The sequence below is a fragment of the Pseudomonas sp. ERMR1:02 genome (genome assembly GCF_002277815.1).
Taxonomy (GTDB): domain Bacteria; phylum Pseudomonadota; class Gammaproteobacteria; order Pseudomonadales; family Pseudomonadaceae; genus Aquipseudomonas.
On record NZ_NKJI01000011.1, the window covers coordinates 134,111 to 155,884 of the forward strand.

General features: G+C 59.8%; 10 protein-coding genes and 5 pseudogenes. 9 read left to right on the forward strand and 6 right to left on the reverse strand.

The window, feature by feature from the left end:
- Positions 1-15: 15 nt before the first annotated feature.
- Positions 16-792, forward strand: coding sequence for a transporter substrate-binding domain-containing protein (locus tag CES87_RS19925; RefSeq protein WP_128607454.1), 777 nt, complete (start codon positions 16-18; stop codon positions 790-792).
- 297 nt (positions 793-1,089) lie between these two features.
- Positions 1,090-1,787 (forward strand): annotated as a pseudogene (locus CES87_RS19930) (potassium channel family protein).
- A gap of 30 nt (positions 1,788-1,817) precedes the next feature.
- On the opposite strand, the pseudogene CES87_RS34450 reads toward CES87_RS19930, so the two are convergent.
- The 5 genes and pseudogenes from CES87_RS34450 to CES87_RS34455 form a co-directional block, all read right to left on the reverse strand.
- Positions 1,818-4,912 (reverse strand): annotated as a pseudogene (locus CES87_RS34450) (efflux RND transporter permease subunit).
- Complete coding sequence (locus tag CES87_RS19940; protein WP_128607455.1) at positions 4,909-6,021, reverse strand: efflux RND transporter periplasmic adaptor subunit; 1,113 nt, start codon at positions 6,019-6,021, stop codon at positions 4,909-4,911. Before CES87_RS19940 ends, CES87_RS34450 begins: the two are co-directional and overlap by 4 nt.
- A gap of 29 nt (positions 6,022-6,050) precedes the next feature.
- The gene (locus tag CES87_RS19945; protein WP_256591004.1) at positions 6,051-7,496 is read right to left on the reverse strand and encodes an efflux transporter outer membrane subunit; all 1,446 of its coding nucleotides are present in this window, start codon (positions 7,494-7,496) and stop codon (positions 6,051-6,053) included.
- Positions 7,497-7,684: 188 nt separating this feature from the next.
- The gene (locus CES87_RS19950; protein WP_128607457.1) at positions 7,685-7,900 is read right to left on the reverse strand and encodes a hypothetical protein; all 216 of its coding nucleotides are present in this window, start codon (positions 7,898-7,900) and stop codon (positions 7,685-7,687) included.
- Between the two features lie 453 nt (positions 7,901-8,353).
- Positions 8,354-11,240: pseudogene (locus tag CES87_RS34455) on the reverse strand (AAA family ATPase).
- A gap of 287 nt (positions 11,241-11,527) precedes the next feature.
- On the opposite strand from CES87_RS34455, the pseudogene CES87_RS19960 reads away from it, so the two are divergent.
- Both CES87_RS19960 and CES87_RS19965 read left to right on the forward strand, forming a co-directional pair.
- Positions 11,528-13,183, forward strand: a pseudogene (locus CES87_RS19960) (bifunctional 3-(3-hydroxy-phenyl)propionate/3-hydroxycinnamic acid hydroxylase).
- A 2-nt stretch (positions 13,184-13,185) separates the two neighbouring features.
- A pseudogene (locus CES87_RS19965) lies at positions 13,186-13,832 on the forward strand (TetR/AcrR family transcriptional regulator).
- Here the strand turns inward: CES87_RS19965 and CES87_RS19970 are convergent.
- Positions 13,821-15,089, reverse strand: coding sequence for an NADH:flavin oxidoreductase/NADH oxidase family protein (locus tag CES87_RS19970; protein WP_128607459.1), 1,269 nt, complete (start codon positions 15,087-15,089; stop codon positions 13,821-13,823). The pseudogene CES87_RS19965 and the gene CES87_RS19970 sit on opposite strands and share 12 nt — an antisense overlap.
- 350 nt (positions 15,090-15,439) lie before the next feature.
- Here CES87_RS19970 and CES87_RS19975 point away from each other — a divergent pair, with 350 nt between their 5' ends.
- The 5 genes from CES87_RS19975 (at position 15,440) to CES87_RS19995 (ending at position 21,737) form a co-directional block, all read left to right on the forward strand.
- Positions 15,440-16,054 (forward strand): TetR/AcrR family transcriptional regulator, encoded by a 615-nt coding sequence (locus CES87_RS19975; protein WP_128607460.1) that lies wholly within the window; start codon positions 15,440-15,442, stop codon positions 16,052-16,054.
- Between the two features lie 84 nt (positions 16,055-16,138).
- The gene (locus tag CES87_RS19980) at positions 16,139-17,230 is read left to right on the forward strand and encodes a VOC family protein (RefSeq protein WP_128607461.1); all 1,092 of its coding nucleotides are present in this window, start codon (positions 16,139-16,141) and stop codon (positions 17,228-17,230) included.
- Between the two features lie 172 nt (positions 17,231-17,402).
- Positions 17,403-18,359 (forward strand): fumarylacetoacetate hydrolase family protein, encoded by a 957-nt coding sequence (locus CES87_RS19985; protein ID WP_128607462.1) that lies wholly within the window; start codon positions 17,403-17,405, stop codon positions 18,357-18,359.
- Positions 18,359-20,260, forward strand: coding sequence for an acyl-CoA synthetase (locus CES87_RS19990; RefSeq protein ID WP_128607463.1), 1,902 nt, complete (start codon positions 18,359-18,361; stop codon positions 20,258-20,260). The genes CES87_RS19985 and CES87_RS19990 overlap by 1 nt, the downstream gene beginning before the upstream one ends.
- A 157-nt stretch (positions 20,261-20,417) precedes the next feature.
- On the forward strand, positions 20,418-21,737 hold the full coding sequence (locus CES87_RS19995; protein WP_128607464.1) for an outer membrane protein transport protein: 1,320 nt from the start codon (positions 20,418-20,420) through the stop codon (positions 21,735-21,737).
- The last annotated feature ends 37 nt before the right edge of the window (positions 21,738-21,774 follow it).

Sequence of the window (21,774 nt, forward strand, 5' to 3'; positions counted from 1 at the left end):
GAGCGAGGCTTTGACATGAACAAGAAAGTTGCATCAGCACTCACATTGGCATCACTCTTCGTTGTACTCGGTGCCGAGGCCGAGCCCACACTGAAGTTCGGTGTGGACCCCAGCTATCCGCCTTTCGAGAAGAAGATGCCTGATGGATCCCTGAGCGGATTCGACATCGATCTCGGGGAGGCCATCTGCTCAAATCTGCAGGTCAAGTGCGTGTGGGTCGAGCAGAACTTCGACTCGATGATCCCTGCTTTGAAGGCCAAGAAGTTCGATGCCATTCTCTCGGCGTTCAGTGCGACGCCCGTACGCCGTCAGCAGGTGGATTTCACCAACAAGATTTACGTGGCCCCGTCTGCGTTGATTGCAAAAACCGATTCCGGGATTTTGCCAGGTGACGACTCGTGGAAAGGCAAATCTGTCGGGGTCATCCAGGGCTCATTGCAAGAGGCTTACGCAAAAAGCGAGTGGGCCCCGAAAGGCGCTCGTATCCAGTCCTACCAGACTCAGGATCAGATCTTTCAAGACCTGATCACAGGTCGCCTGCAAGCGTCTTTCCAGGCGGCGGTTCAAGGCGATATCGGTTTACTGCAGACGCCTCGAGGCGCTGGTTACGCGTTTGCCGGGCCTCCGATCACGGACAAGAGCATCATCGGAGACGGTGTCGCGATCGGCGTGCGTAAAGGGGAGGACGACCTGGTGCAGAAAATCAACGCGTCGATCGTCGCGATCCGGCAGTCAGGTGAATACGACAAAATCGCCAGCAAATACTTCAGCTTCAACGTCTACGGCGACTGATCCTGTCGTGCTCGAGCAGGCGGACACCCGGATGTTCGCCTGTTCCTGTCCCTCACCATTGCTGAAACGGCGCGATTTCATCCTTGGGCTTTTCAGCGGGAGCGCCAGTTTGCACTTCTCCTGACGGGGCACTGTCAGGCTAGCCGTTCGACCATGGCGACCCATAAATGTCTGTCAGGCTGAGTCCTCTCACATGCATTCGCGACTAGAATTTCACCCAACTATTCTAACGCCAGGTCGGATTTCAATCGTGCAACGTCAAGTCTCGAGCGTTATTTCGGCCTCTGGGAAACCGGTATGACAAATCCGCAAGATAATCCCGAATCCGACGAGGATTTAGCTCAGATGGTTATAGGGCTAGGGCCCTGCACCTATCTATTACTGCTCTTACTAGCATTGATCCTTCTGTTTCCCTTTCTTGAGGAAGGTATATTTGCTCGCACGTTGCTCGGCATTCTGTTTTCGATCGTGCTGCTCGTGGGCGCTTTCGCCACGAGGCAGACTCGGTGGGGGTTCATCCTCAAGCTGGGCCTGGCGTTACTTGGGGTTGGCTTTCAATGGGCAGCGTTGTGGGCTGAAAGTATCGCGATTCTTGAACTTGCCGCGATAGCTTATGCAGCGTCTCTTGCAGTCTCGTTTAGCGCAGTGCTTCGCTATATTCTCAAGCGCGGGCCAATTACAGCCGACAAGCTGCATGGCGCGCTTGCGGGTTACATCATGCTGGCCTTCGTTTGGTCCTTCGTCTATGCCTTGGTCGAGATAGCCAGCGCTGGCTCATTCGGCCCTAGCCACCTCGACTTCGCACAGCCCGGCACTTTCTTCAAACTGATCTATTTTAGCCTTACGACGCTCACAACCACGGTTACGGTGATGTTATCCCCTTGACTAACCACGCCCGCTCACTTGTGATGGTCGAAGAATTTTCAGGCGTCTTTTACGTTGGCGTTGTGATAGCGCGGCTTGCCGGGCTTTATCCATCGAATCAGACCAGGTGACTCTCGATTTGCCTGAGTCACCTGCGGGCATTAGTGATGACTCGTCCCTAATCCAGTAAGCACCTGTTGGGTATCAGCTGCCGTCTGGCGACCCACCTTGAACCATGCGGCGTACAACGCCGGGACGAAGAAAATCGTCAGCAGCGTCGCCACAGTGAGGCCGCCCATAATCGCGATCGCCATCGGCCCCCAAAAGACACTACGTGTGAGCGGGACCATTGCGAGCACGGTGGCCAGTGCCGTCAGCATTACCGGACGCGCTCGGTGAATGGCGGCATCCAGCACAGCATTCCACGTGTCGCGCCCTTGGGCGATCTCGATCTGTACTTGATCGAGCAGGATTACTGCGTTGCGCATGATCATGCCACCCAGTGCGATGACGCCCAGGATCGCGACGAAGCCCAGCGGCGACTGGAATACCAGTAGCGCCGGCACCACGCCGATCAGGCCCAGCGGTGCGGTGAGCATCACCATCCACATGCGGGAGAAGTTCTGCAATTGCAGCATGAGCAACAGCAGAATGGTGATTAACATTAACGGGGCCACCGCGAGTAGCGCCTTGTTGGCCTTGTCACTTTCCTCAACCGCTCCGCCCACGTCGATGCGGTAACCGGTCGGCAGCTTGGCTTCGATGTCCTTAAGCAACGGCTGGATTTCCTGAGTCACCGATACACCTTGCTCGCCATCCTTCACGTCGGCACGAACCGTAATTGCCATATCGCGGTTGCGGCGCCAAAGCACTGGCTCTTCCAGCTCAGTGCGCACTTGTGCGACTTGCGACAGCGGTACAACTGTTCCCTGGCGAGTGTAGAGGTTGATGTCTTTCAGGGTGTCGAGGTTTGAGCGTTCCTCTGGCACGGCACGGGCCACGATGTCGATCAGGTCCTCGTGCTCACGCAGCTGCGACAAGGTTGCGCCGTTCATCACGGTCTGGGTCGCCAACGACACGTCAGACGGCGTGAGGCCAAGCGCGCTCGCCTTGTCCTGATCAAGCTCCACTTTCAGCGTACGCACCGGGTCGTTCCAGTCGAGCTGGAGGTCGCGCACCTTCGGATTGGACGCAACCACGTTCTCCACCTCGCGAGCGATCTGGCGCACCTTCTGGGTATCAGGCCCTACGACGCGGAACTGCACCGGGTAGCCGACAGGTGGCCCCAACTCGAGCCGGGTCACGCGCACCCACGCCTGCGGGAATTGTTGGTCGGCCGAGGCCACCAGCCGTGCACGTACCCGCTCGCGTGCATCCAGGTCCTTGGTCATCACAACGAACTGGGCAAATCCCGGATTCGGCAACTCTGGGTTGAGCGAGAGATAGAAGCGCGGTGCGCCGGCGCCCGTGTAGGCGGTATAGAAACGCACGTCCTCGTCCTTCGCCAGGAGCTCCTCCATGTGCTTGACCTGCTCGGTCGTCGCGGCGAACGAAGAGCCTTCCTTGACGCGCAGGTCAATGACCAGTTCAGGACGCGAACTGTTGGGAAGAATTGTTGCGGCACTAGCTTGATACACGCCAGAGCAAGCACCAGGGCGCCAACCGTCGCACCGATGACCACCCAGCGGCGCTCAATGGCGGCGTCGATCAGGCGGCGCAGGCTGCGGTAGAACTTGGTGTCGTGCGGATCAGCGTGCTGGTGATTGCCCAAGTCGTTGGGCAGCATCTTGACCGCCAGGTACGGCGTAAAGATGCCGGAACAGATCCACGAGAACAGCACCGCGGCACCGACGATCCAGAAAATGCCACCCGCGTACTCGCCGGTGGTGGACTTCGAGAGGCCGATCGGCAGGAAGCCCACGACGGTGATGAGTGCGCCGGTCAGGCGCGGCATGGCGGTGGACTGATAGGAGAAGGCGGCCGCCTTCACGCGGTCCATGCCGGTTTCCATTTTCGCCACCATCATCTCAATGGCGATGATGGCGTCATCCACCAGCAGTCCCAACGCGATAATCAGTGAGCCGAGGGAGATGCGTTCGAGGTTCCAGCCCATCGCCAGCATCACCAGCGCCACGCCGCCGAGCACCAGCGGCACCGTGGCCGCGACCACGAGGCCTGCGCGCCAGCCCAGGCTGGCCAGGCTCACCGCGATCACGATGATCAACGCCTCGGCCAGTGCGTGCCCGAAGTCGTGGATTGCATCCCTCACCGTGGATGGCTGGTCGGCCACGAGTTCCAGTTCCACGCCATGTGGGAGCTCCGACTGGATTTTGGCCACGGCCGTGTCCATTTCCTTGCCAAGGTCCACGATGTTGCCGTCGCTGGTCATCGTAATGCCGAGCATCAGCACCGGCTGGCCGTTGTGGCGTACCGTGTAGGTTGGCGGATCTTCGAAACCACGTGTAACGGTCGCTATGTCGCCAAGCTTGATCAGCCGGCCGCCCGCGGTGATGGGCACGTTGCGGATAGCCTCTTCACTTTTGAACTGGCCGCTCACGCGTACCATGACGCGGTCGCCATGGGTGTCGATCTGGCCTGCGGGCAACATCGCGTTCTGGCTTTTGAGGCTTTCGGCGATTGCCAGCGGTGTAATGCCCAGCGCTGCGAGGCGCTCGTGCGAGAACTCGACATAGATACGCTTGGCCTGTTTGCCGATGAGATCGATCTTTTTGACCATCGGCACCTTCAGCATCTGGCGCTTGATGTTCTCGGCCGCGTCCGTCAGCTCGGCGTGGCCGACGCCATCGCCCTTGATGGCGTACATCAGGCCATACACGTCGCCGTACTCGTCGTTCAGGACCGGGCCGATCACACCGTCAGGCATCTCGAGGCTCAGGTCGTTGAGTTTCTTGCGCGCCTGATACCAGGCTTCGCGCTGGTCAGCCTTGGAAGTGCCGCCGCGCACGGTGAGCGTCATCCCTGCGTAGCCTTGCCGCGCGTAGGTGACCACCTTCTCGAAGTTGTCGATCTGCTCGAATTTCTTCTCCATGCGGTTGAGGACCTGGTCCTGCAACTGCTGGGCAGTGGCGCCCGGCCAGATGACCATGGCGGTCATGGAAGGCACGGAAAAGTTCGGATCCTCGAGCTGGCCGAGCCGGGTGAAGCTGAAGGCCCCGGCCACCGCGACAATGAGCAGCATGAACAGAACGATGGCGCGATGGCGCAGCGCCCAGTCGGTGAGGTTGAAGTTGTTCATCGGGCGGCCTGCTGTGTGGTATTCGCGTCAGCCATTGCCGCATCGGGGAGCGCGACTGTCAGTCCGGACGTCATCTTCTGGACGCCGGCGGTGACGACCAATACGCCAGCCTTTGGCCCGGAGACGAGCACCTCGTCGTTGCGGTAGCCCCAAACGGCCACTCGCTCCAGTTCGACGGTGCCTACCGGATCCTTGCCCGTGGGCGTGACCACCCACAGTGCCGGCTGACCGCCGCTTTGCGTCAGTGCCGTGGCGGGCACTGCCGCCACAGAGACATTTGTCATTTCACGCTCGGCCATCACCGTGGCGGTGGCGCCCAGCGGCAGCGCCTTCACCGGCTTGAGCCGCGCGCGATAAGTGCGCGTCTGCGCTGCAGCCTGCGGCGATAGCTCGCGCAGCGTGACATCGAAGACCTCGCTCGGCGCACTGGCCAGCGAGGCCTTGAAACGCGCGCCCTTGAAGACGGCCAGTTGATCCTCCGGCACGTCGATGACGATCTCGGATTCATCCGGATTCGCAATCGAGACAACCGATTGACCCTCCGCCACGACCTGGCCGGCCTCAAAGCGCAAAGCCGTGACGACACCGCTACGCGAGGCGCGCAATACGGTGTACTTGAGCCGGTTGCGCGCAAGCTCGAGCTTGCGCGCCTCGGCCTCGGCGGTCGCATGCGCGGTTTGGGCATTGGTCTGCGCGCGCTCGGTATCGGCCGCACTGACCGAGCCGTCGGCCTTCAGCGCAGTCAGGCGCTGGCGGTCCGAGTCGGCTTGGCGCGTCTGCTCGACGGAAACCGTCCACTGCTGTCGCGACGCTTCCTCGGCGAGGCGGTAGTCGCTGTCATCCAGTACAGCGAGTATGTCGCCTTCGCGCACAAACTGGCCGACATCGACCTTGCGCTGGGCTACCTTGCCGCCTACGCGGAAGGCCTGGTCGACTTCATGCCGCGACTGTACGGTGCCCACGTAGCGACTGTTGTTGCGGGCATTGTCGTAGCTGATTTCAACGGTGCGTACCGGTCGTGGCGCTTGCACGGTCGGCTTGTCCGGGCTACATGCGCAAAGCATGACGGCGACGGCCAGGGCGCCGGCCGCAGTAAGGGAGGTTTTCAAGGCGGTTCCTTTAGTAAAACGGCAGTTTCTTAGGAAAGTGGTGGCAAGTCGGCTTTGGTGGCTGCGGTCGGAGTGGCGGGTTGTTCGAACACCTGCCAGCCCCCGCCCAGTGCCTTATAGAGCTGCACGCTATCGAGCTGCAGACGGGTGTTGCTTTCGTTGGAGTTCAAGCGTGCCGCCAGGCGCGCGCGCTGCGAATCCAGCAGGGGCAACAGGTCGATCTGACCGCGGGTATAGAGCGACTGGGCGCGGTTCTGCGCAGCCTCGGCGGACGCGGCGGCCAATTGCAGTGACCCGGCGCGGCGCCGCTCCTGCGCCAGCGTGACGAGGGCGTTCTCCACATCCTCGAGCGCCCGTACGATGCCGTCTTCGGCGCGTAGCACGGCCTCTTGTTGAGCACTTTCGGCAGCCTCGTTGATCGCTTGCGTGCGCCCGGCGTTGAAGATTGGCATCGCCAGCAGGCCCGCCACGTTGGTGAAGCGCGCAGCGCCGAGATCGGCGCCATTCAGTTCCAGGCCCTGGCGGCCGAAGGAGGCACCGAGGAAGAGTCGCGGAAACCACTCGGCCGCAGCCTGCTGACGGCGCGCATTGGCTGCGTCGAGCTGCGCCATCAGCGCCAGCACGTCAGGTCGGCGTTGCAGCAGCTCGGCGGGCTGACCGGGCTTGGCTTCGGGCACCGCCGCCACATCGCCACTCGCGGGCTGGATGTTGGCGGTATTGAAGGACTGGTCGGCGACCAGCACGGCGATACGATGGCGCGCCACAGCCACCTGCGTTTCCAGCGGCGGAATCTGCGCCCGCGCCGACAAGGCGTCGGTCTGCGCGCGTTCGACGTCGAAGGCGGATGCCAGCCCTACCTGTTGACGCGCGGTGACCAGACGTAGCGTCTCATCCTGCATCGCCGAGATTGCGCGAAGTGTCGCGACCTGGCGCTGTGCGCCGACCAGCGTGAAGTAGTTGCTGACGACGTCACTCATCACCAGCAGGCGTACGCCGCGCATGCTGTGCTCCGCGGCCAGCGCATCGGCGTCGGCCGCCGCTGCGCCGGCGCGCAAGCGGCCGCTCAGGTCGAGCTCCCACGAGACGTCCAGGCCCGCACTGATGGTCTTGGTATCCGGATAACCCTGTTTCGTGGCCGAGTTGTAGCCGGTGCTGCGGTCACTGCCGGAGACGGATGCTCCGACGCTCGGGAGCAACCAGGACTGGCTGACCGTTTCTCCGGCACGCGCGGCACGCACGCGCTCGGCGGCAATCTTGACGTCGCGATTCTCGCGCGCTGCTCGGCGCACCAGATCCGTCAGCACCGGGTCGTGGTAGACCTCCCACCACGCCGCCTCGGGTTCCATCTCGGAGGCCGTGCTCGCGGCGTAGTTGCTCGGCAGGTCGATTGACGGCTTGACGACCGGCGTGGAACAACCGGATAGGGCGAGGGAGATCGAAGTGGCAAGGGCCGCCGCAATGGCGAACCCGGTCATACGCTCGGTCCGCTGCAAGATCGTCCGACCGGTATGGCAGGACAGCAGATGGGAGGTGGAAAGTCGCGGCATTAGTATGGACTCGTGTAGATTCGAGGTTGCGTCAGCGTAGGGGCGCTATGCGCGAAGTCGTCAGCGAACCGTCGCCGTCCGGTCGCCATTTCGAGCGCTCATTCGTGTTGAAGACGTCACTCGCCGTCGGAATCGGCCGCGTGCACGCCAACCGCCAACGCGAGGTCTGAGGCAATCGACTCCAGCAGCTCGTCGGCAGACGAAAATTCGTGCTGGCGCCCGGTGACCAGATTTTCGAGGCGGCCCACGAGGGCCCCGGGCGCGGCATCGCTACGCAGCTTCACTACGTACGAGCGGCGGCTCGGGTATTTGGATTCAGGGTTCAGGCTCATCGCAGACCAGGGGCAAGAAAGTTCGACGACAGCGTAGGCCGCCCCCTGGGTGGAGTCGTAAGAGAAAGGTCAGACTTCGGTCGTAATGCTGTTCACTTTAGGTTGGGGGCTGCAGGCGCATATTTGGATTGGATTGGGTGTATATCCATTGCTGCGGTAACGGCTGCTGGCGGTTTCGCTGCGTTCGGCCATCGTGGTTTAACGGGGCGCCTGGATCAAAAATAAACGAGGCGGCCTGACACCCGACCTGACTTTAAGTGAACGCATTCCCCTGTAGGAGCGATGCTTGCTCGCGATGGACGTCAACGAAAACGCGCCCTGTCTGAATGATTACGTTGTCTGGACGTTTTTCGCGAGCAGGCTCGCTCCTACAGGCCGGGCGTTCCGTTCTTCCAAGTGATGTAATTGGATGGACTCGCCCACGCCGAGGCGTCAATGCGCCGCGGTGGCAGTCTAATAAGCCAACGACAGCGAGCGCGCACGTTTCACCAGCTCGGTTCCGTCAGTTTCGGGTGACTGGTCAACCAGCGTGGCCAATGCCTGTTGGTCCTCGGCCGTAGCGTCGTGGTGCTCGCATAACTCGACCAGCGCGAGCAGTTCCAGCCACGGTGCTTCCTGGGCGCGAGCCTCCTCAATCGCGCGCCGCACCGCAGCGCTGCCGGCGTCGGGCTGACCCTGCGCCCGCGCGATCGCGGCCTCTAGCAACAATAGCTGCGGCAGGTATACGCGCTCGCCCAGTTCCTCGCCCACCCGAAGTGCTTCCTGTAGCTCGACTTGCGCTGCGTTGCAATCGCCTGCCAGCAGCAGCGCCTCGGCGGCGTAGCCGAGTACTTCGCTGGAACCGGAGCGCATGCCGAGGCTGGTGTGTTCTTCGTAGGCCTCACGGATGCGACGATAGCCATCGCGCGGCGCACCGTTGCGTGCATCGGCCCAGCCGCGCCACCAGCGACAAGCCGTCCGCCCAAGGGCGAGTGAATACTCTTCTACCAACTTCTGCATGTCATCAGCCAGCGCTGCTACACGCAGAGGGTTCCCCAGTCGCACCTCGATCAACACCTCCTGCCAGGCAGCGACAAGCCAGGTCATCGGCTGGCGAAGGGCCTGCGCGCGGGTTCGCGCCTGCTGCATGTGGGTACGGCCTTGCTCAACCAGACCAGAACGCACGAGTTCTAAGGCCAGCATGCCGTGCAGCATGACCTGTGGATCGGTCGCAAAGATATTGTTTGCCCCGATGTCCAGCGGCTCGGCGATCGCGAGGGCGCGTTCTAGCCAGCGGCGGGCCGTCTTTGTGCGCCCCTGGAGGTGATGCACCTCGCCCTGCACGATGCACGCCGCCAGCATGAGCTCTGGATCGTTTGCGTCGCAGCAGAGGGCTTCGGCACGCTCCGCCACCTCCAACGCCAGCGCATAGTCGCCCCGCAGGCCGAGCAGATAGCCGAGTCCGTGCAGCAAGCGACCGCGCATTGGGTGCTCGGGTACATTCGCTAGCAGCTTGTACGCGCGTTCGAACGCGTTCCTGGCTTCGCTGCCGACACCGAACGTGTGGAAAGCCGACACCCCGCGCAGCGTGGCCAAGGTGATTTCGAGCGCATCGCGCTCTGTCCCTTCTGGTGCCTGCGTCAGCAGGACCAATGCGCGCTCAGTAAGGCCGATGCACAAGATCGGGCTGAAGTGCAGCAACGCGGCTTCGGCGGCCTCGGCGTAGTAGCGCAGCGCGATCATCGGCAGCCGAGCGCGGTCGAAGTGCATCGCCAGCTCCGAGGCCGCAACCGGCACGCCGGCCGTACGCTCGTGTTCCAGGGCAGCGCCAACCTGGCGATGGAGTTGGGTGCGCAATGAGCGCGGCGTGCGGTCATAGAGCACCTGGCGGAAGAGAGCATGCCGGAACGAGTGGGGTAGTTCGACCGTCTCTTCAACTTCGGTGGCCCGCGACCGTATGAGCCATACCTGCTCGCGTATCAGCTCCTCACAGGTGTGGGCCACCGAAGCGAGGTCGCGCTCGAGGGCCAGTGAAACCGTCTCGACCCGGAATTCGACCCCGCACACTGCTGCGGCCGAGAGCAGCGCACGCTGCTGCGGCCCAAGCCTGGCGATGTAGTGATCAATGATGGCCGCGAGGTTTTCGGGAACCGCCACACCCGCAAGCCGAGCCTCGATGGTGGCTTCGTCGTCCTTTGGGTCCATCACATCACTGATGATGACGAAACGAACAACGGCACACCATCGGTCCGCTCGTGCAGGGCGCGCACGAAGGCTTCATCGCGCGCCAGCGAGGCTGAACGCAGCGCAATATAGTCTGCGACCTCGGTTTCCGAGAACGGGTCGAGCACCACTTCCTCGCACAAACGCTGCAGGCGCAGTTCGTGGCGCAACGAGCTGAGTGGATGATCGAGTGCTACGACCTCGGCGAGGCGGAAGCTCGACAGCCACATCAATCGCGTGCGGCCACGTCGCCGCGCCACATAGTTGATGAGCTGGACCGTCGCCCGATCGCTCCAATGCAGGTCTTCGGTCACCAGCATTAGCGGGCGCTGCTCTGTGTAGCGGTCAAGCAATTCGCCCATTTCCCTCAGCATGCGATCCGGGCCGACGCCCGCGAGCTCGCGCCGCAATACGTCTCTCTCCTCGGTGGTACTCAGCCACGGCAGTTGCAGTAGCCAAGTCGGTGCCACTGCGCGCATCAGCGCCGGCAGGGTGGGTCGCTGCGGCACAGATCGGCTAATGCCTCCAGCACTGGCAGATACGGTTCGCCGGTGCCGTAGTGCTCCACGCAATGGCCGCGAGCGCAGGCGATGCCGCCAAGGCTGGCGAGGAAATGTTCGATTAACGTGGTCTTGCCAATCCCCGGTTCTCCAGCGAGCCAGACCACGGCACGCTGGCCGCCATCCGCCCGCTCCCACGCCCGTTGCAGTCTTGAGATCTCGTCGGTGCGACCGATGAATGGCGGTGACGGGTGCGCGCCAGCCGCCGGCACCGTCGCGGATGCAGGCGGCATCGAAGGTGCAGGGGAGGGCGCGGCGATGAAGCGATAGCCGCGCCTCGACACGGTCTCGATATAGCGGGGCTGCCTGGGGTCGTCGCCCAGCACCTTGCGCAGATCGCTGATGGCCGTTTTCAGCACCGAATCGCTGACGAACCGATGCCCCCACACGGCATCCAGCAAGGCATCCTTGGTCACCAGTGATCCTGGCTGGCGTGCCAGCACGCATAACAACGTGAAAGGAGTCGGTGCCAATGCCACGGCTTCCCCATTACGCAACAAACAGGCGTTGGACTCGTCGAGCTCGAACTCGACGAAGCAGAGCAAGACTGGATTCGGATGGGGCTGCGGACGTGCCACGGTTGATTCCTAAAGACAAAACAGGGTTGTGCGCCGCGAAGCTTCACCAATGACAACGCTGATCGGCTCTGAAGCCAAGCGTCGTCTGTCGGAAACTGGCACACGCGCAAATTCAATTCACGCCGCACACTTCGGCTCGCCCCTGGGTCTCATCGCGGCTTGGCAATGATCCCAAAAATTTATGACAAAAACATCAATATTGAAATATTCCTCAAATTTGAATACCTTCACCTTGCCTGACGATGAGACCGCGCGTCTCACAACTTCAATCACAACAAGGGCTCGAGATGAACAACAACAAGAAAGTTTGCGAATTGCCTCCTGCCGCCGTCGACGTGCTGGTCATCGGTAACGGTCCGGTAGGTGCGACAATCGCGGCGCTGCTCGGCCGCTATGGGGTCACAACCCTGGTACTGGACAAGGTCCATGACGTCCTTCTGATGCCTCCTGCCATTGCTCTGGATAACGAGGCGCTACGCATCCTGCAACTCGCCGGTTTGTCGGAAGACGCTTTCGAGAAGATCGCTATCCCTGAAGTGAGGATGCACTCCCCGGTGCTCGGGCAATTCGGTCGAGCCAATACTGAGGGTGTATCGACGGTCATCCCAAGCTTGTGACTTTCTATCAACCCGACCTCGAACGAGCGATGCGCGGCCAGGTTTCCCGGCTGAAGTCCGTCACCAGCCTTGGTGGCTTCGAGCTTGAGAGTCTGGTCGAGGTGTCGGATTGCGTCCTCGCTTCGGTACGTGACCAAGACGGGCACTCGCATTCCGTTCGCGCCCAGTACCTGATCGGTGCGGACGGCGCTAGCTCCAGGGTCAGAGCACTGATTGGCCAGGAGTTCGAAGGGCAGACCTATGCGGAGGATTGGCTGATTGTCGATGTCATGAACCGGCATAAATCAGCGATTGATCACATTGAGTTTCTCTGTGACCCGCGGCGTCCAACGCCGCATATGCCAGCACCCGGTGGCAGGGAGCGCTGGGAGTTCATGCTACACCCCGGCGAATCCCGGGAAGAGCTCGAAAGCCCGGAAAGCATAGCCCGACTGATCGCGCCATGGATCAACCCGCAGGAGCTGGAAATCGAGCGCAAGGCGGTGTATCGATTCCATGCGCGGTGCTGCAACAAATTCAGCCAGGGACGCGTTTTTCTCGCTGGCGACGCCGCGCACATCACACCTCCTTTTGTCGGGCAAGGTCTCGTAGCGGGACTTCGAGATGGCGCCAACCTTGCCTGGAAACTGGCCTGGGTCCTTCGCGGCTATGCCGCGCCTGCAATACTCGATACCTATGACGAAGAGCGCCGCCCCCATGCCCAGGCGATGATCAATCTCGCGAACTCATGGGCCGCCTGGTGATGCCCAAGAACAAGATCGCAGCGTTCTTTATTCACGGCCTGATGCGTATGCTGGCGTTGACTCCCGCGACCAGAAGGTACTTCGAACAGCTGGACATCAAGCCGAAGAATATCTTCAAACACGGCCTGTTCGTGCAGCATCGTCGGGGCGACAAGCTGGTACGTGGCAGCCTGTTTCCCCAGGCCTGGATTCGTAACATGCAAAGCAGATCAAACTGAGCGACGATGCGCTTGGCGATAACCTGACCCTGGTTGGATTCGGCGTTGACCCGTTGTCACTGCTGACCGCTGATCAGATCGTTTACTGGGAAAAAATGGGAGGCCACTTCCTGGAGGTCAGAACACGCGGGCAACGATCCGGCGGCAGCTGTGACTTCATCGAAGACGTTAACCATGACATCCTGCCGCTGGCGGTTAAAGGAACGCTCGTCGCGGTTCGTCCCGACCGTATCATCATGCACCACGCCCCTGGCACAGAGGCCGGCCGTCTCCTTCGAGACTGCGGGGGCCTGCTGGCGAGCGAAGACGCCACTGCTGATAGCGTTTCCATTACTATCAACGAGCCCACTAGATTACGAGCTTGATCATGCATTCCCCCATTCTTCCTTTAGATGCTGATGCGCCAGAACCCTCACGCGAGGTCACAAGAAGCGTGAGCGCACCCGTCGCGGCCTGGTGGACGCGGCATTGCGTCTTATCGCACGTAAGGAGGTGGGGGAGATCGCACTGCTCGAGGTCGCCGCGGAAGCAGCGGTTTCCAACGGTACCATCTACAACTATTTTCGGACTCGCGACGAAGTGCTGGAGGCGGTTGGCATCGCCATGGCCGCCGAGTTCTCCGATGCCATTTCCACCAAGAGTACGGACGTACACTGCGGCGCGCAGCGGCTTTCGATCGGCGTGCGCATGTTTGTATGCCGGGCTGCCGACGACCATGAATGGGCCAACGCATTGCTGCGCATCATCCATTTCGATCAGGCCATGCGCTCGCGTTTGGCTGACCATGTACTTGGCGATCTGCGTGAGGGGTTACGTGCGGGCACTTTTGCTTACGAGGACGAAGGGGTCGCCCTGGATATAGTCTTGTCGTGCACAACCGGAGCAATGCGCTCGGTTGTCGAGGGGCGTGCAGTGGCGGAGCACGATCTGCGGGTTGCCGAAATGATTCTCAAGGCTCTGGGCGTAACGCCTGCCAGAGCCAGGAAAATCGCCGGCAAGCCGCTACCGGCTTGATCCGATGTCATCCTTGATTTGCCTGGCTTGATCAATCCACTGCCGATAGCTTTTCGCCTGGCGACGGGACTTCAATTGATTGCCGATTAATGCCATGAGGGGCGACGTGCCGGGTCTTGTGCGTTTCCCTCGACTCAACAAGCCGAGCTGCTTCTTGATCACCGACGCCACTGCAAGCGATGCCAGCGCCTTGTTCTTCCAGCGGACGACGATGGGCTCCACTTCGGTGTCCTGACCCGCCATCCACTGACAGGGTAGGGTCGGCTCGATGGCCAGCGCAGTGGCAAGCCCCACCATCGACACCGAACCGCTAACCACGCGCTCTGCAACCTCCTTTCTACGTACGCCGCCGGTAACCATCAGCGGCATGCGCGCTATTTCTCCTATTTTCTCGGCGAACTCGAGAAAATAGGCTTCTCGCGCCAGTCGGCTGCCATCGCGGGTCTGTCCCTGCATTGCCGGGCTTTCGTAGCTGCCACCCGACAACTCCACCAGGTCGACCGCCTTGGCGTTAAGCATTTGCACCACGCGCGCCGCATCCTCGGCATCGAAACCGCCGCGCTGAAAGTCGGCGGAATTGAGCTTCACCGCGACGCAAAAGCTCGGTGTCACTCGCTGACGTATTGCGTCGATGGTTTGCAGGAGAATTTGCGCACGATTTTCCAGGCTGCCACCCCAGCGATCACTACGCCGGTTGGTCAAGGGCGAAAGGAATTGGCTGAATAGATAGCCATGCGCTGCATGAATCTCCACGCCGGTGAATCCGGCACGCTCGGCCAGTGCTGCAGCATGGGTATAACGCCCGATCAGCTCTTCGATCTCCTGCTCATTCAAGGCCCGGGGCGGCACAAAAGCCTTTGAGAGTCCCGGAATGTCGACAGCAATTGCGGAGGGCCCCCGTGCCGGCTGCCCCATTGATGCCAATAGCTGCCGTCCGGGATGATTGATTTGCATCCAGGCTTGGGCTCCATGGCTGCGGCAAGCATCGGCCCATAGCCTGAACTTGCCCAGGTTACGATCGTCCTCAAGCACTACGCCAGCGGGTCCGGTCAAGGCGTGGCGGTCAACCATCACGTTGCCAGTGATGATCAGACCGGCACCACCCTGCGCCCAGTGTCGATAGAGCTTAATCAGCGCGTCCCCTGGAGCGTGTTCCTTATCTGCCAGGTTCTCTTCCATGGCAGCCTTGGCGATTCGGTTCTGAATCACCGTGCCATTAGGCAATCGAAGCGGTTTAAAGAGCTTGGAGCCGGTCATGTTCTGTCCTTCAGCTAATGAAAATCGGCCAGCCATCGCAAGCGTCATACCGTTTGAGCGCTGTCTGCACAGTGCTTACTCAGGTTGTTGAGATCCTGGTTTCCATCGATGGGCAGGGCTTGATAGCTTGCCGGGAAGGCAAGCTTGAGATACGACACAACTGAACACGCGTGTTCATTTTAGTCAATGTATAGACCTTTGATTGTTCCAGCAACATCAATTTATCCAGCCGGATTGGCGGGTTGCAGGTCGGTTTTCAGGCAGAAAAATCTACATTCTGAAAAATATTGTTGACGTGAAATGAACACGAGTGTTCAATCGAGCCATGAGGTAATCCTGGAGAGAGAACCGTGGAATCCCTGAATCCAACACAGCGCCGCATTCATCAAGCTGCCTTTCGCCTGTTCGCCGAGAGAGGCACCTCACAAGTGAACATCCTCGACCTCGCACAAGAGGCAGGCGTGGCGCGCGGAACGGTCTATAGCAACATTGACAGCATGGAAAGCCTGTTCGAGGCGGTCGCCAGCCATCTCGCGAGGGAGATGCATGAACGCGTCAACAAGAGCTTCAATTCAATCTCCGATCCGGCACAGCGCCTTGCCAATGGTATTCGTCTGTTCATTCGTCGAGCTCACGAGGACTCTCAGTGGGGAGCGTTCATACACAAGTTCGCCATGAGCAATTCTGCGTTGCGCGAAATGTTCAGCAGCCAGGCGACCACGGATCTTCTGAGCGGACTTTCCAGTGGGCGGTACAGGTTTCAGCAGGAGCAACTGCTCTCAGTAATGACGTTGATATCGAGCAGTGTCTTGGGCTCGATTTTCCTCGTGCTGGAAGGTCACAGAACGTGGCGCGAATCGGGCTCGGACACCGCCGAGCTGATTCTGCGGGCATTGGGCGTGCCACCAGAGGAGGCGCGAGCGTTGGCGACCATAGAGTTGCCGGCACTTCCATCTCTCGACTGAGCTCGTAACGGACTTAACTAGACAAACCCCTGGTTTTCAGGGGTTCGGGACAGCTTTGCCCTAAAAACCCGGAAAACAAAAACAATGAACAACAGAAATGAATTGCACCGGTTGGCGACACAACAACCCGCCCGGCATCCGCAGCCGACGATCAAGGCCCAAGCGCTGACTCACCTGATCTTTGAGAGACCGGACTTGAACGAGGCAGCGCGTTTCCTGACCGATTTCGGCCTGACAGTAAATCGTCAGGACGCCGATACGCTCTACCTGCGCGCCACCGAACCCACTTCATACTGTTACCGTATCCATCTAGCAGAACAGGCACGTTTTATCGGATTTGGGCTGGCAGTGCAGTCTCGTGAGGATCTGGAAAAGCTCACCCGAATCCCAGGTGCGTCACCGGTCGCGAAATCGGACCATCCGGGTGGCGGGTACTACGTCAGACTGACCGATCCTTCCGGTTTCATGGTGGAAGCTGTCTGCGACCAGATCCCAGGTAAAACCCTGGCACACCGGGCACCTCTTGCCTGGAATCTGGCGCAGGAACAACCGCGAATCAACGCCACGCAGCGCCCGCCTATTGCCCCGCCTGAAGTACTCAGACTGGGTCACATCGTGATGGAAGTGGCCGACTACCAAGCGACCTGTGCCTGGTATACGCAGCATTTCGGGTTTATTCCAAGCGATGTGCAGGTGCTTCCCGACGGTACGCCTATCGTCGCTTTCATGCGCCTGGATCTCGGTGACATGCCTGCGGCTCACCATACGCTCGCGATTGCGCAAGGGTTCATGGCGACCTATAGCCATAGCGCCTACGAGGTCGTGGATGCAGACGCCGTGGGCATGGGGCAGCGCGTCTTGCGGGAGCAGGGTTGGGAACACTCATGGGGCATCGGCCGACACATTCTGGGCAGTCAGATCTTCGATTACTGGCAAGACCCATGGGGCGATAAACACGAGCATTACTGCGACGGGGATGTTTTCACGGCCGCACAACCTACCGGCATTCATCCCGTTAGCCCGCAAGCAATGGCGCAGTGGGGGCAGCGCATGCCCAAGAGTTTTACAAAACCAAAAATGAGTTTCACCAATCTGCTTGTGCTGATACGCAACTTGCGACGCAGCCCGGATTTAACCATTCGCAAGTTGATGACCCTTATGCGGATGTTCGGTTAGAGCTGCCGCGATGTCGGGCAAATCAACCCGGTATGGCCGGCGGGACGTGCTTAAAGCCGGAGCGTTAATTGCCGGCGGCTCGTTGGTCTACAGCGTTGTCAGCCCCCCTTCAGAACAACACAGTTCTCGCGCCACCGAACGCGAGACAAACGCCGCTCCAGGAGTACCTTCAATGTCTGCTGTACACGTAGTCCGCTTTGAGTTTCAGAACGGTATCCACTGGGGCGTGCTTCGCCAGGGCCGTATCACGATTGTCCCCGGTACTTTTGAAACCACCGGTGACTTCATTAGCCAGAACAGTATCGACGACCTCGCTCAACTCAAGGGTGCGGAGTTGGCTGAGGGCGAAGTAAAACTGCTGTCGCCGGTAACCCGTAACCAGCAATTCGTCTGCCAGGGTGCCAATTACCGTCAGCACATGATCGAGTCAGGCATGGACCCGGACGCGAAGAAATTCAACATGATCTTCACCAAGGCGACCAGTTGCCTGGTGGCCGCTGACAGTGACCTGATCAAGCCGCGCACCGTGCGTTTTCTCGACTATGAGATTGAACTGGGACTTGTGATGAAACGCGCGATCACCGGTTCTGTTTCTGTCACTGACGCCAATCTGCATGAGTTCATCGCCGGCGTTGTCATTGTCAATGACTACTCGGCCCGCGACATTCAGATTCCTCAGATGCAGTTCTACAAGGGCAAGAGCTTCCGCACATTTGGCCCGGTCGGTCCTTACCTGTGCCTTCTGGATGCCAAGGACATGCATTACCTGAAAGCATTGCAGTTACGTTTGACGGTCAACGACCAGGTACGACAGAGCGACAGCACGGCCAACCTGGTTTACGGTCCGGCTGAAACCCTTACCGAACTCTCTGCAGTGCAAGATCTCGCCGTTGGAGACCTGATCGCTACCGGTACTCCTGCGGGCTGTGCGCTAACGATCCCTTCACCTGCAAAACAACGCATTGCGGCCCTGATGCCAGAAGCCACCAAGTGGCAACTTTTCCTCAAGGCGCAAGAGGGCCGGACGCAGTATCTCAAGCCGGGTGACGTGGTCGAGGCGCGCATTCGCAGCGCTGATGGGGTGATCGACCTCGGTGTGCAGCGCAACCGAGTCGTGGAGGAAGCCTGATGGTTGTGCAAACACTGAACGACATCGAAAGTCTCGAACGAGTCCCCTTGACGGAGCGCGGCCTGGCGTCCAGCACTTATGAAGCGTTGCGACATGCGGCCGAGTGCACACCACAGGCGCCGGCGCTAAGCTTCTTCACCGATGCTGCCGATTTCAAGCGCACCTACGAGTGGAACTACTCCCAGCTCTTCGCGGATATCACCCGCGCCGCAAATGCCTTCCATGACCTGGGCATAACACCGGGCGAGGTGCTTGCCTTCATCCTGCCCAACCTGCCGGAAACCCACTTCACTATATGGGGCGGGGAGGCGGCGGGCATCGTCATGGCGATCAATCCTCTCCTTGAGGCCAAGCAGATGGCTGGCTTGCTGAATGCCGCGAAGGCATCGGTGGTGGTGACGCTTGCGCCGACTGCGGGCAGCGATCTGTGGCCAAAACTGGCTTCGCAGCTGGATCAGTTACCCACGGTCAAGTCTGTCGTTTGGGTCAGCATGGAGCCCTATGTCGCCGAACCTGTGCGTGGGGCTCGCAAAGCCATGGCACAGAAGGAACGAGACCTCCACAGCGGTATCGCAATCCACGATTGGCTATCGCTAATGGGAACTCAGCCGCACACACACCTCAAGAGCGGTCGGAAAATCCGCCAGGAGGAGTGCTCCTCCTACATCTGTACTGGCGGCACCACCGGGCTGCCCAAGATCGCGGCGCGTACCCATGGCTCGGAAGTATTCAATGCATGGGCGATGGCCGCTCACATGCAGCCACGCAGCAGTGGCCAGGTCATCTTTTGTGGCCTGCCACTATTTCATGTCAATGGACAACTGGTTACCGGGCTGATGCCTTGGACGCAAGGCGACCATGTGATCCTCGGGACGCCTCAGGGGTATCGTGGCGAGGGGGTGATCCCGCGATTCTGGGAGATGGTCGAACACTTCGGTATCAACTTCTTTTCCGGCGTGCCAACTGTCTATGCAGCACTTTTACAAAATGAATGCCAGGGCCACGACCTATCCAGCCTTCGCTATGCAATGTGTGGCGCCGCACCCATGCCAGCGGAGCTTTTCCGAGAGTTCGAGCGTCGGACCGGGGTGAAGATCCTTGAAGGTTATGGGCTTACTGAGGGCGCCTGCGTTTCCTCAGTCAATCCGCCCCATGGCGAGCGCCGTATCGGCTCCATCGGGATACGGATCGCCCACCAGCATATGCGCGCGGTTTTGCTCGATGATTCTGGAGAGTACCTGCGCGACGCCGACGTGGATGAGATCGGCCTCATCACGATCAGTGGTCCGAACCTTTTCGAAGGCTATCTGGAGGAGCGTCATAACCAGGGTCTTTGGATCGATATCGACGGTCAACGCTGGCTGAATACGGGCGATCTGGGTCGCCAGGATGCGCAGGGTTACTTTTGGCTGACCGGCCGCAAGAAGGAGTTGATTATCCGTGGCGGCCACAACATCGATCCCAAGCAAATCGAGGAGGCACTGCAGGCGCATCCCGCCGTCGCCTTGGCTGCTGCTATCGGCAGCCCCGATGCCTACTCGGGCGAGGTGCCGGTCGCCTACGTTCAACTGCGCCCCGGGCAAGTTTGCAACGCCGAAGAACTTGAGGCGTTCGCTCACCTCAACATCAGCGAGCGGGCAGCCGTTCCCAAGCGCATTGAAATTCTTGAAGCGCTGCCACTGACTGCCGTGGGCAAAATCTTCAAGCCCGCCTTGCAGCAGCGGGAGATTTCCAGAGTTGTCCAGCAGGAAGTGGAACGTATGTGTCTGCAGGAAGTTGAGGTAGAGGTGGTACAGGATGGACGACGCGGGCTGGTCGCACGCATCCGGGCGGGAGGCAATCAGGAGGCCCTGACCCTTCTTCTAGGACGGTATAGCTTTCAAGTGGAGTGGCTTAAATGAGTGCGAGTTCACCTGCGTAAGTTAAGCAAACATGCCCTGGTACTCATCAGCCAGGGCCCTTTTCACAACTTCGATCAACTCCAACCGGCACTGACATGTGCATGGGAAGGCCAAGCCTTGCCTGCGTGCAACCAACAAAAAGAATAAGAGGTGGATAATGAAAGTGAATAACTGCGCGACCCCGTGTTTCTCTGTTCAACAAGGGTTTGCTTTCTGGATCAAGTTAACCGGCGCCGTAGCCATACTCAGCGCTTCAACAACCGCGGGCGCCAATGGCATCGCCTTGAACGAACAAAGTGCAAGCAGCGCGGGAACTGCTTATGCGGGAAGATCGTCTTCCGCGCTGGATGCCAGCACCATCTATGGCAACCCTGCAGGCTTGACCAAATTGAAGCGTAGTGAGATTTCCGGCGGCGCCGCGGTCGTCTCGGCGAGCGACGACATTAGTGATGCGCAGAGCAGTGCTCCAGGAACGAATAAGGGCGACTCAGTACCTTTGGGGGTTGTGCCCTTCCTTTACATGTCCACGCCGCTTGATGATCGTTTTTCGATGGGTCTGGGCCTCTATGTTCCAAGTGGTCTGATCAATGATTACGAGAACTCTTTTCAGGGTCGCTACCATGGCTCCTATAGCACGACCAAGGAGATAACCCTGCAGCCCACCATTGCTTATCGGATCAATGATTACGTGTCCATTGGTGGTGGACCGACCATCAACCATTTCAATGCAAAACTTCAGAATTACCTGGCCACCGGCGCCCTGAACAACGGCCAGGACACACGGGTCACCATGAAAGGCGATGACACGGCACTTGGCTACAACGTCGGCATCTTGTTTGACTTGAGTGATGCGACCAGTTGGGGGATTAACTATCACTCGAAGGTGAGCTATGAACTCAAAGGGCATACTGAGGTTAACGGCTCCCCGAGCGTGATCCCGCTGGACGGAAAGTATGACAACAAGATAGACATCACTATGCCCGAATCCGTGGACACGTCCATCACCCATCATTTCAATAGTCGCTGGACGGGTTACCTGGGGACCACCTGGAAACGTTGGAGCCGGATCAAGAAGATCGAGGCAGACAACAGCGGTCTTTCCCCCGTGGGCGAGGCGGCTGGCCTGGGACGCATGACCGAAGAAATGAACTGGCGCGACACTTGGTCCACCGCAGTTGGCGCATCCTATCAATTGAACCAACAATGGCTGCTGCGCGCAGGCTACGCCTATGATCCGTCGCCCATCACAAATGCCGATCGCAGCGTGCGCGTTCCGGTTGGGAATCGCCAGGCCGTGACCTTGGGCGGTGCTTATTCGCCGAACTCCGATCTGACGATAGACTTTGCTTACGGTTATCTCTGGGATTCCAAAGTTTCAGTAAATCAGGCGAACAACTCCGGTCTTCAACCGCAATACAGTGCCAACTATGAAAATAGTGCGAACGGAGTTTCAGTGCAGGCAACCTATCGGTACTAATCGACCTGACCCAGAGCATTTGCGCCCGATGCGCTCG

What these genes read in the sequence shown, in the direction of transcription:
- CES87_RS19990 (WP_128607463.1), top strand. Translation starts at nt 18,359, where the DNA reads ATGGTTGTGCAAACACTGAACGACATCGAAAGTCTCGAACGAGTCCCC.
- CES87_RS19995 (WP_128607464.1), top strand. Translation starts at nt 20,418, where the DNA reads ATGAAAGTGAATAACTGCGCGACCCCGTGTTTCTCTGTTCAACAAGGG.
- CES87_RS19980 (WP_128607461.1), top strand. Translation starts at nt 16,139, where the DNA reads ATGAACAACAGAAATGAATTGCACCGGTTGGCGACACAACAACCCGCC.
- CES87_RS19970 (WP_128607459.1), bottom strand. Translation starts at nt 15,089, where the DNA reads ATGACCGGCTCCAAGCTCTTTAAACCGCTTCGATTGCCTAATGGCACG.
- CES87_RS19925 (WP_128607454.1), top strand. Translation starts at nt 16, where the DNA reads ATGAACAAGAAAGTTGCATCAGCACTCACATTGGCATCACTCTTCGTT.
- CES87_RS19945 (WP_256591004.1), bottom strand. Translation starts at nt 7,496, where the DNA reads ATGACCGGGTTCGCCATTGCGGCGGCCCTTGCCACTTCGATCTCCCTC.
- CES87_RS19985 (WP_128607462.1), top strand. Translation starts at nt 17,403, where the DNA reads ATGTCTGCTGTACACGTAGTCCGCTTTGAGTTTCAGAACGGTATCCAC.
- CES87_RS19950 (WP_128607457.1), bottom strand. Translation starts at nt 7,900, where the DNA reads ATGAGCCTGAACCCTGAATCCAAATACCCGAGCCGCCGCTCGTACGTA.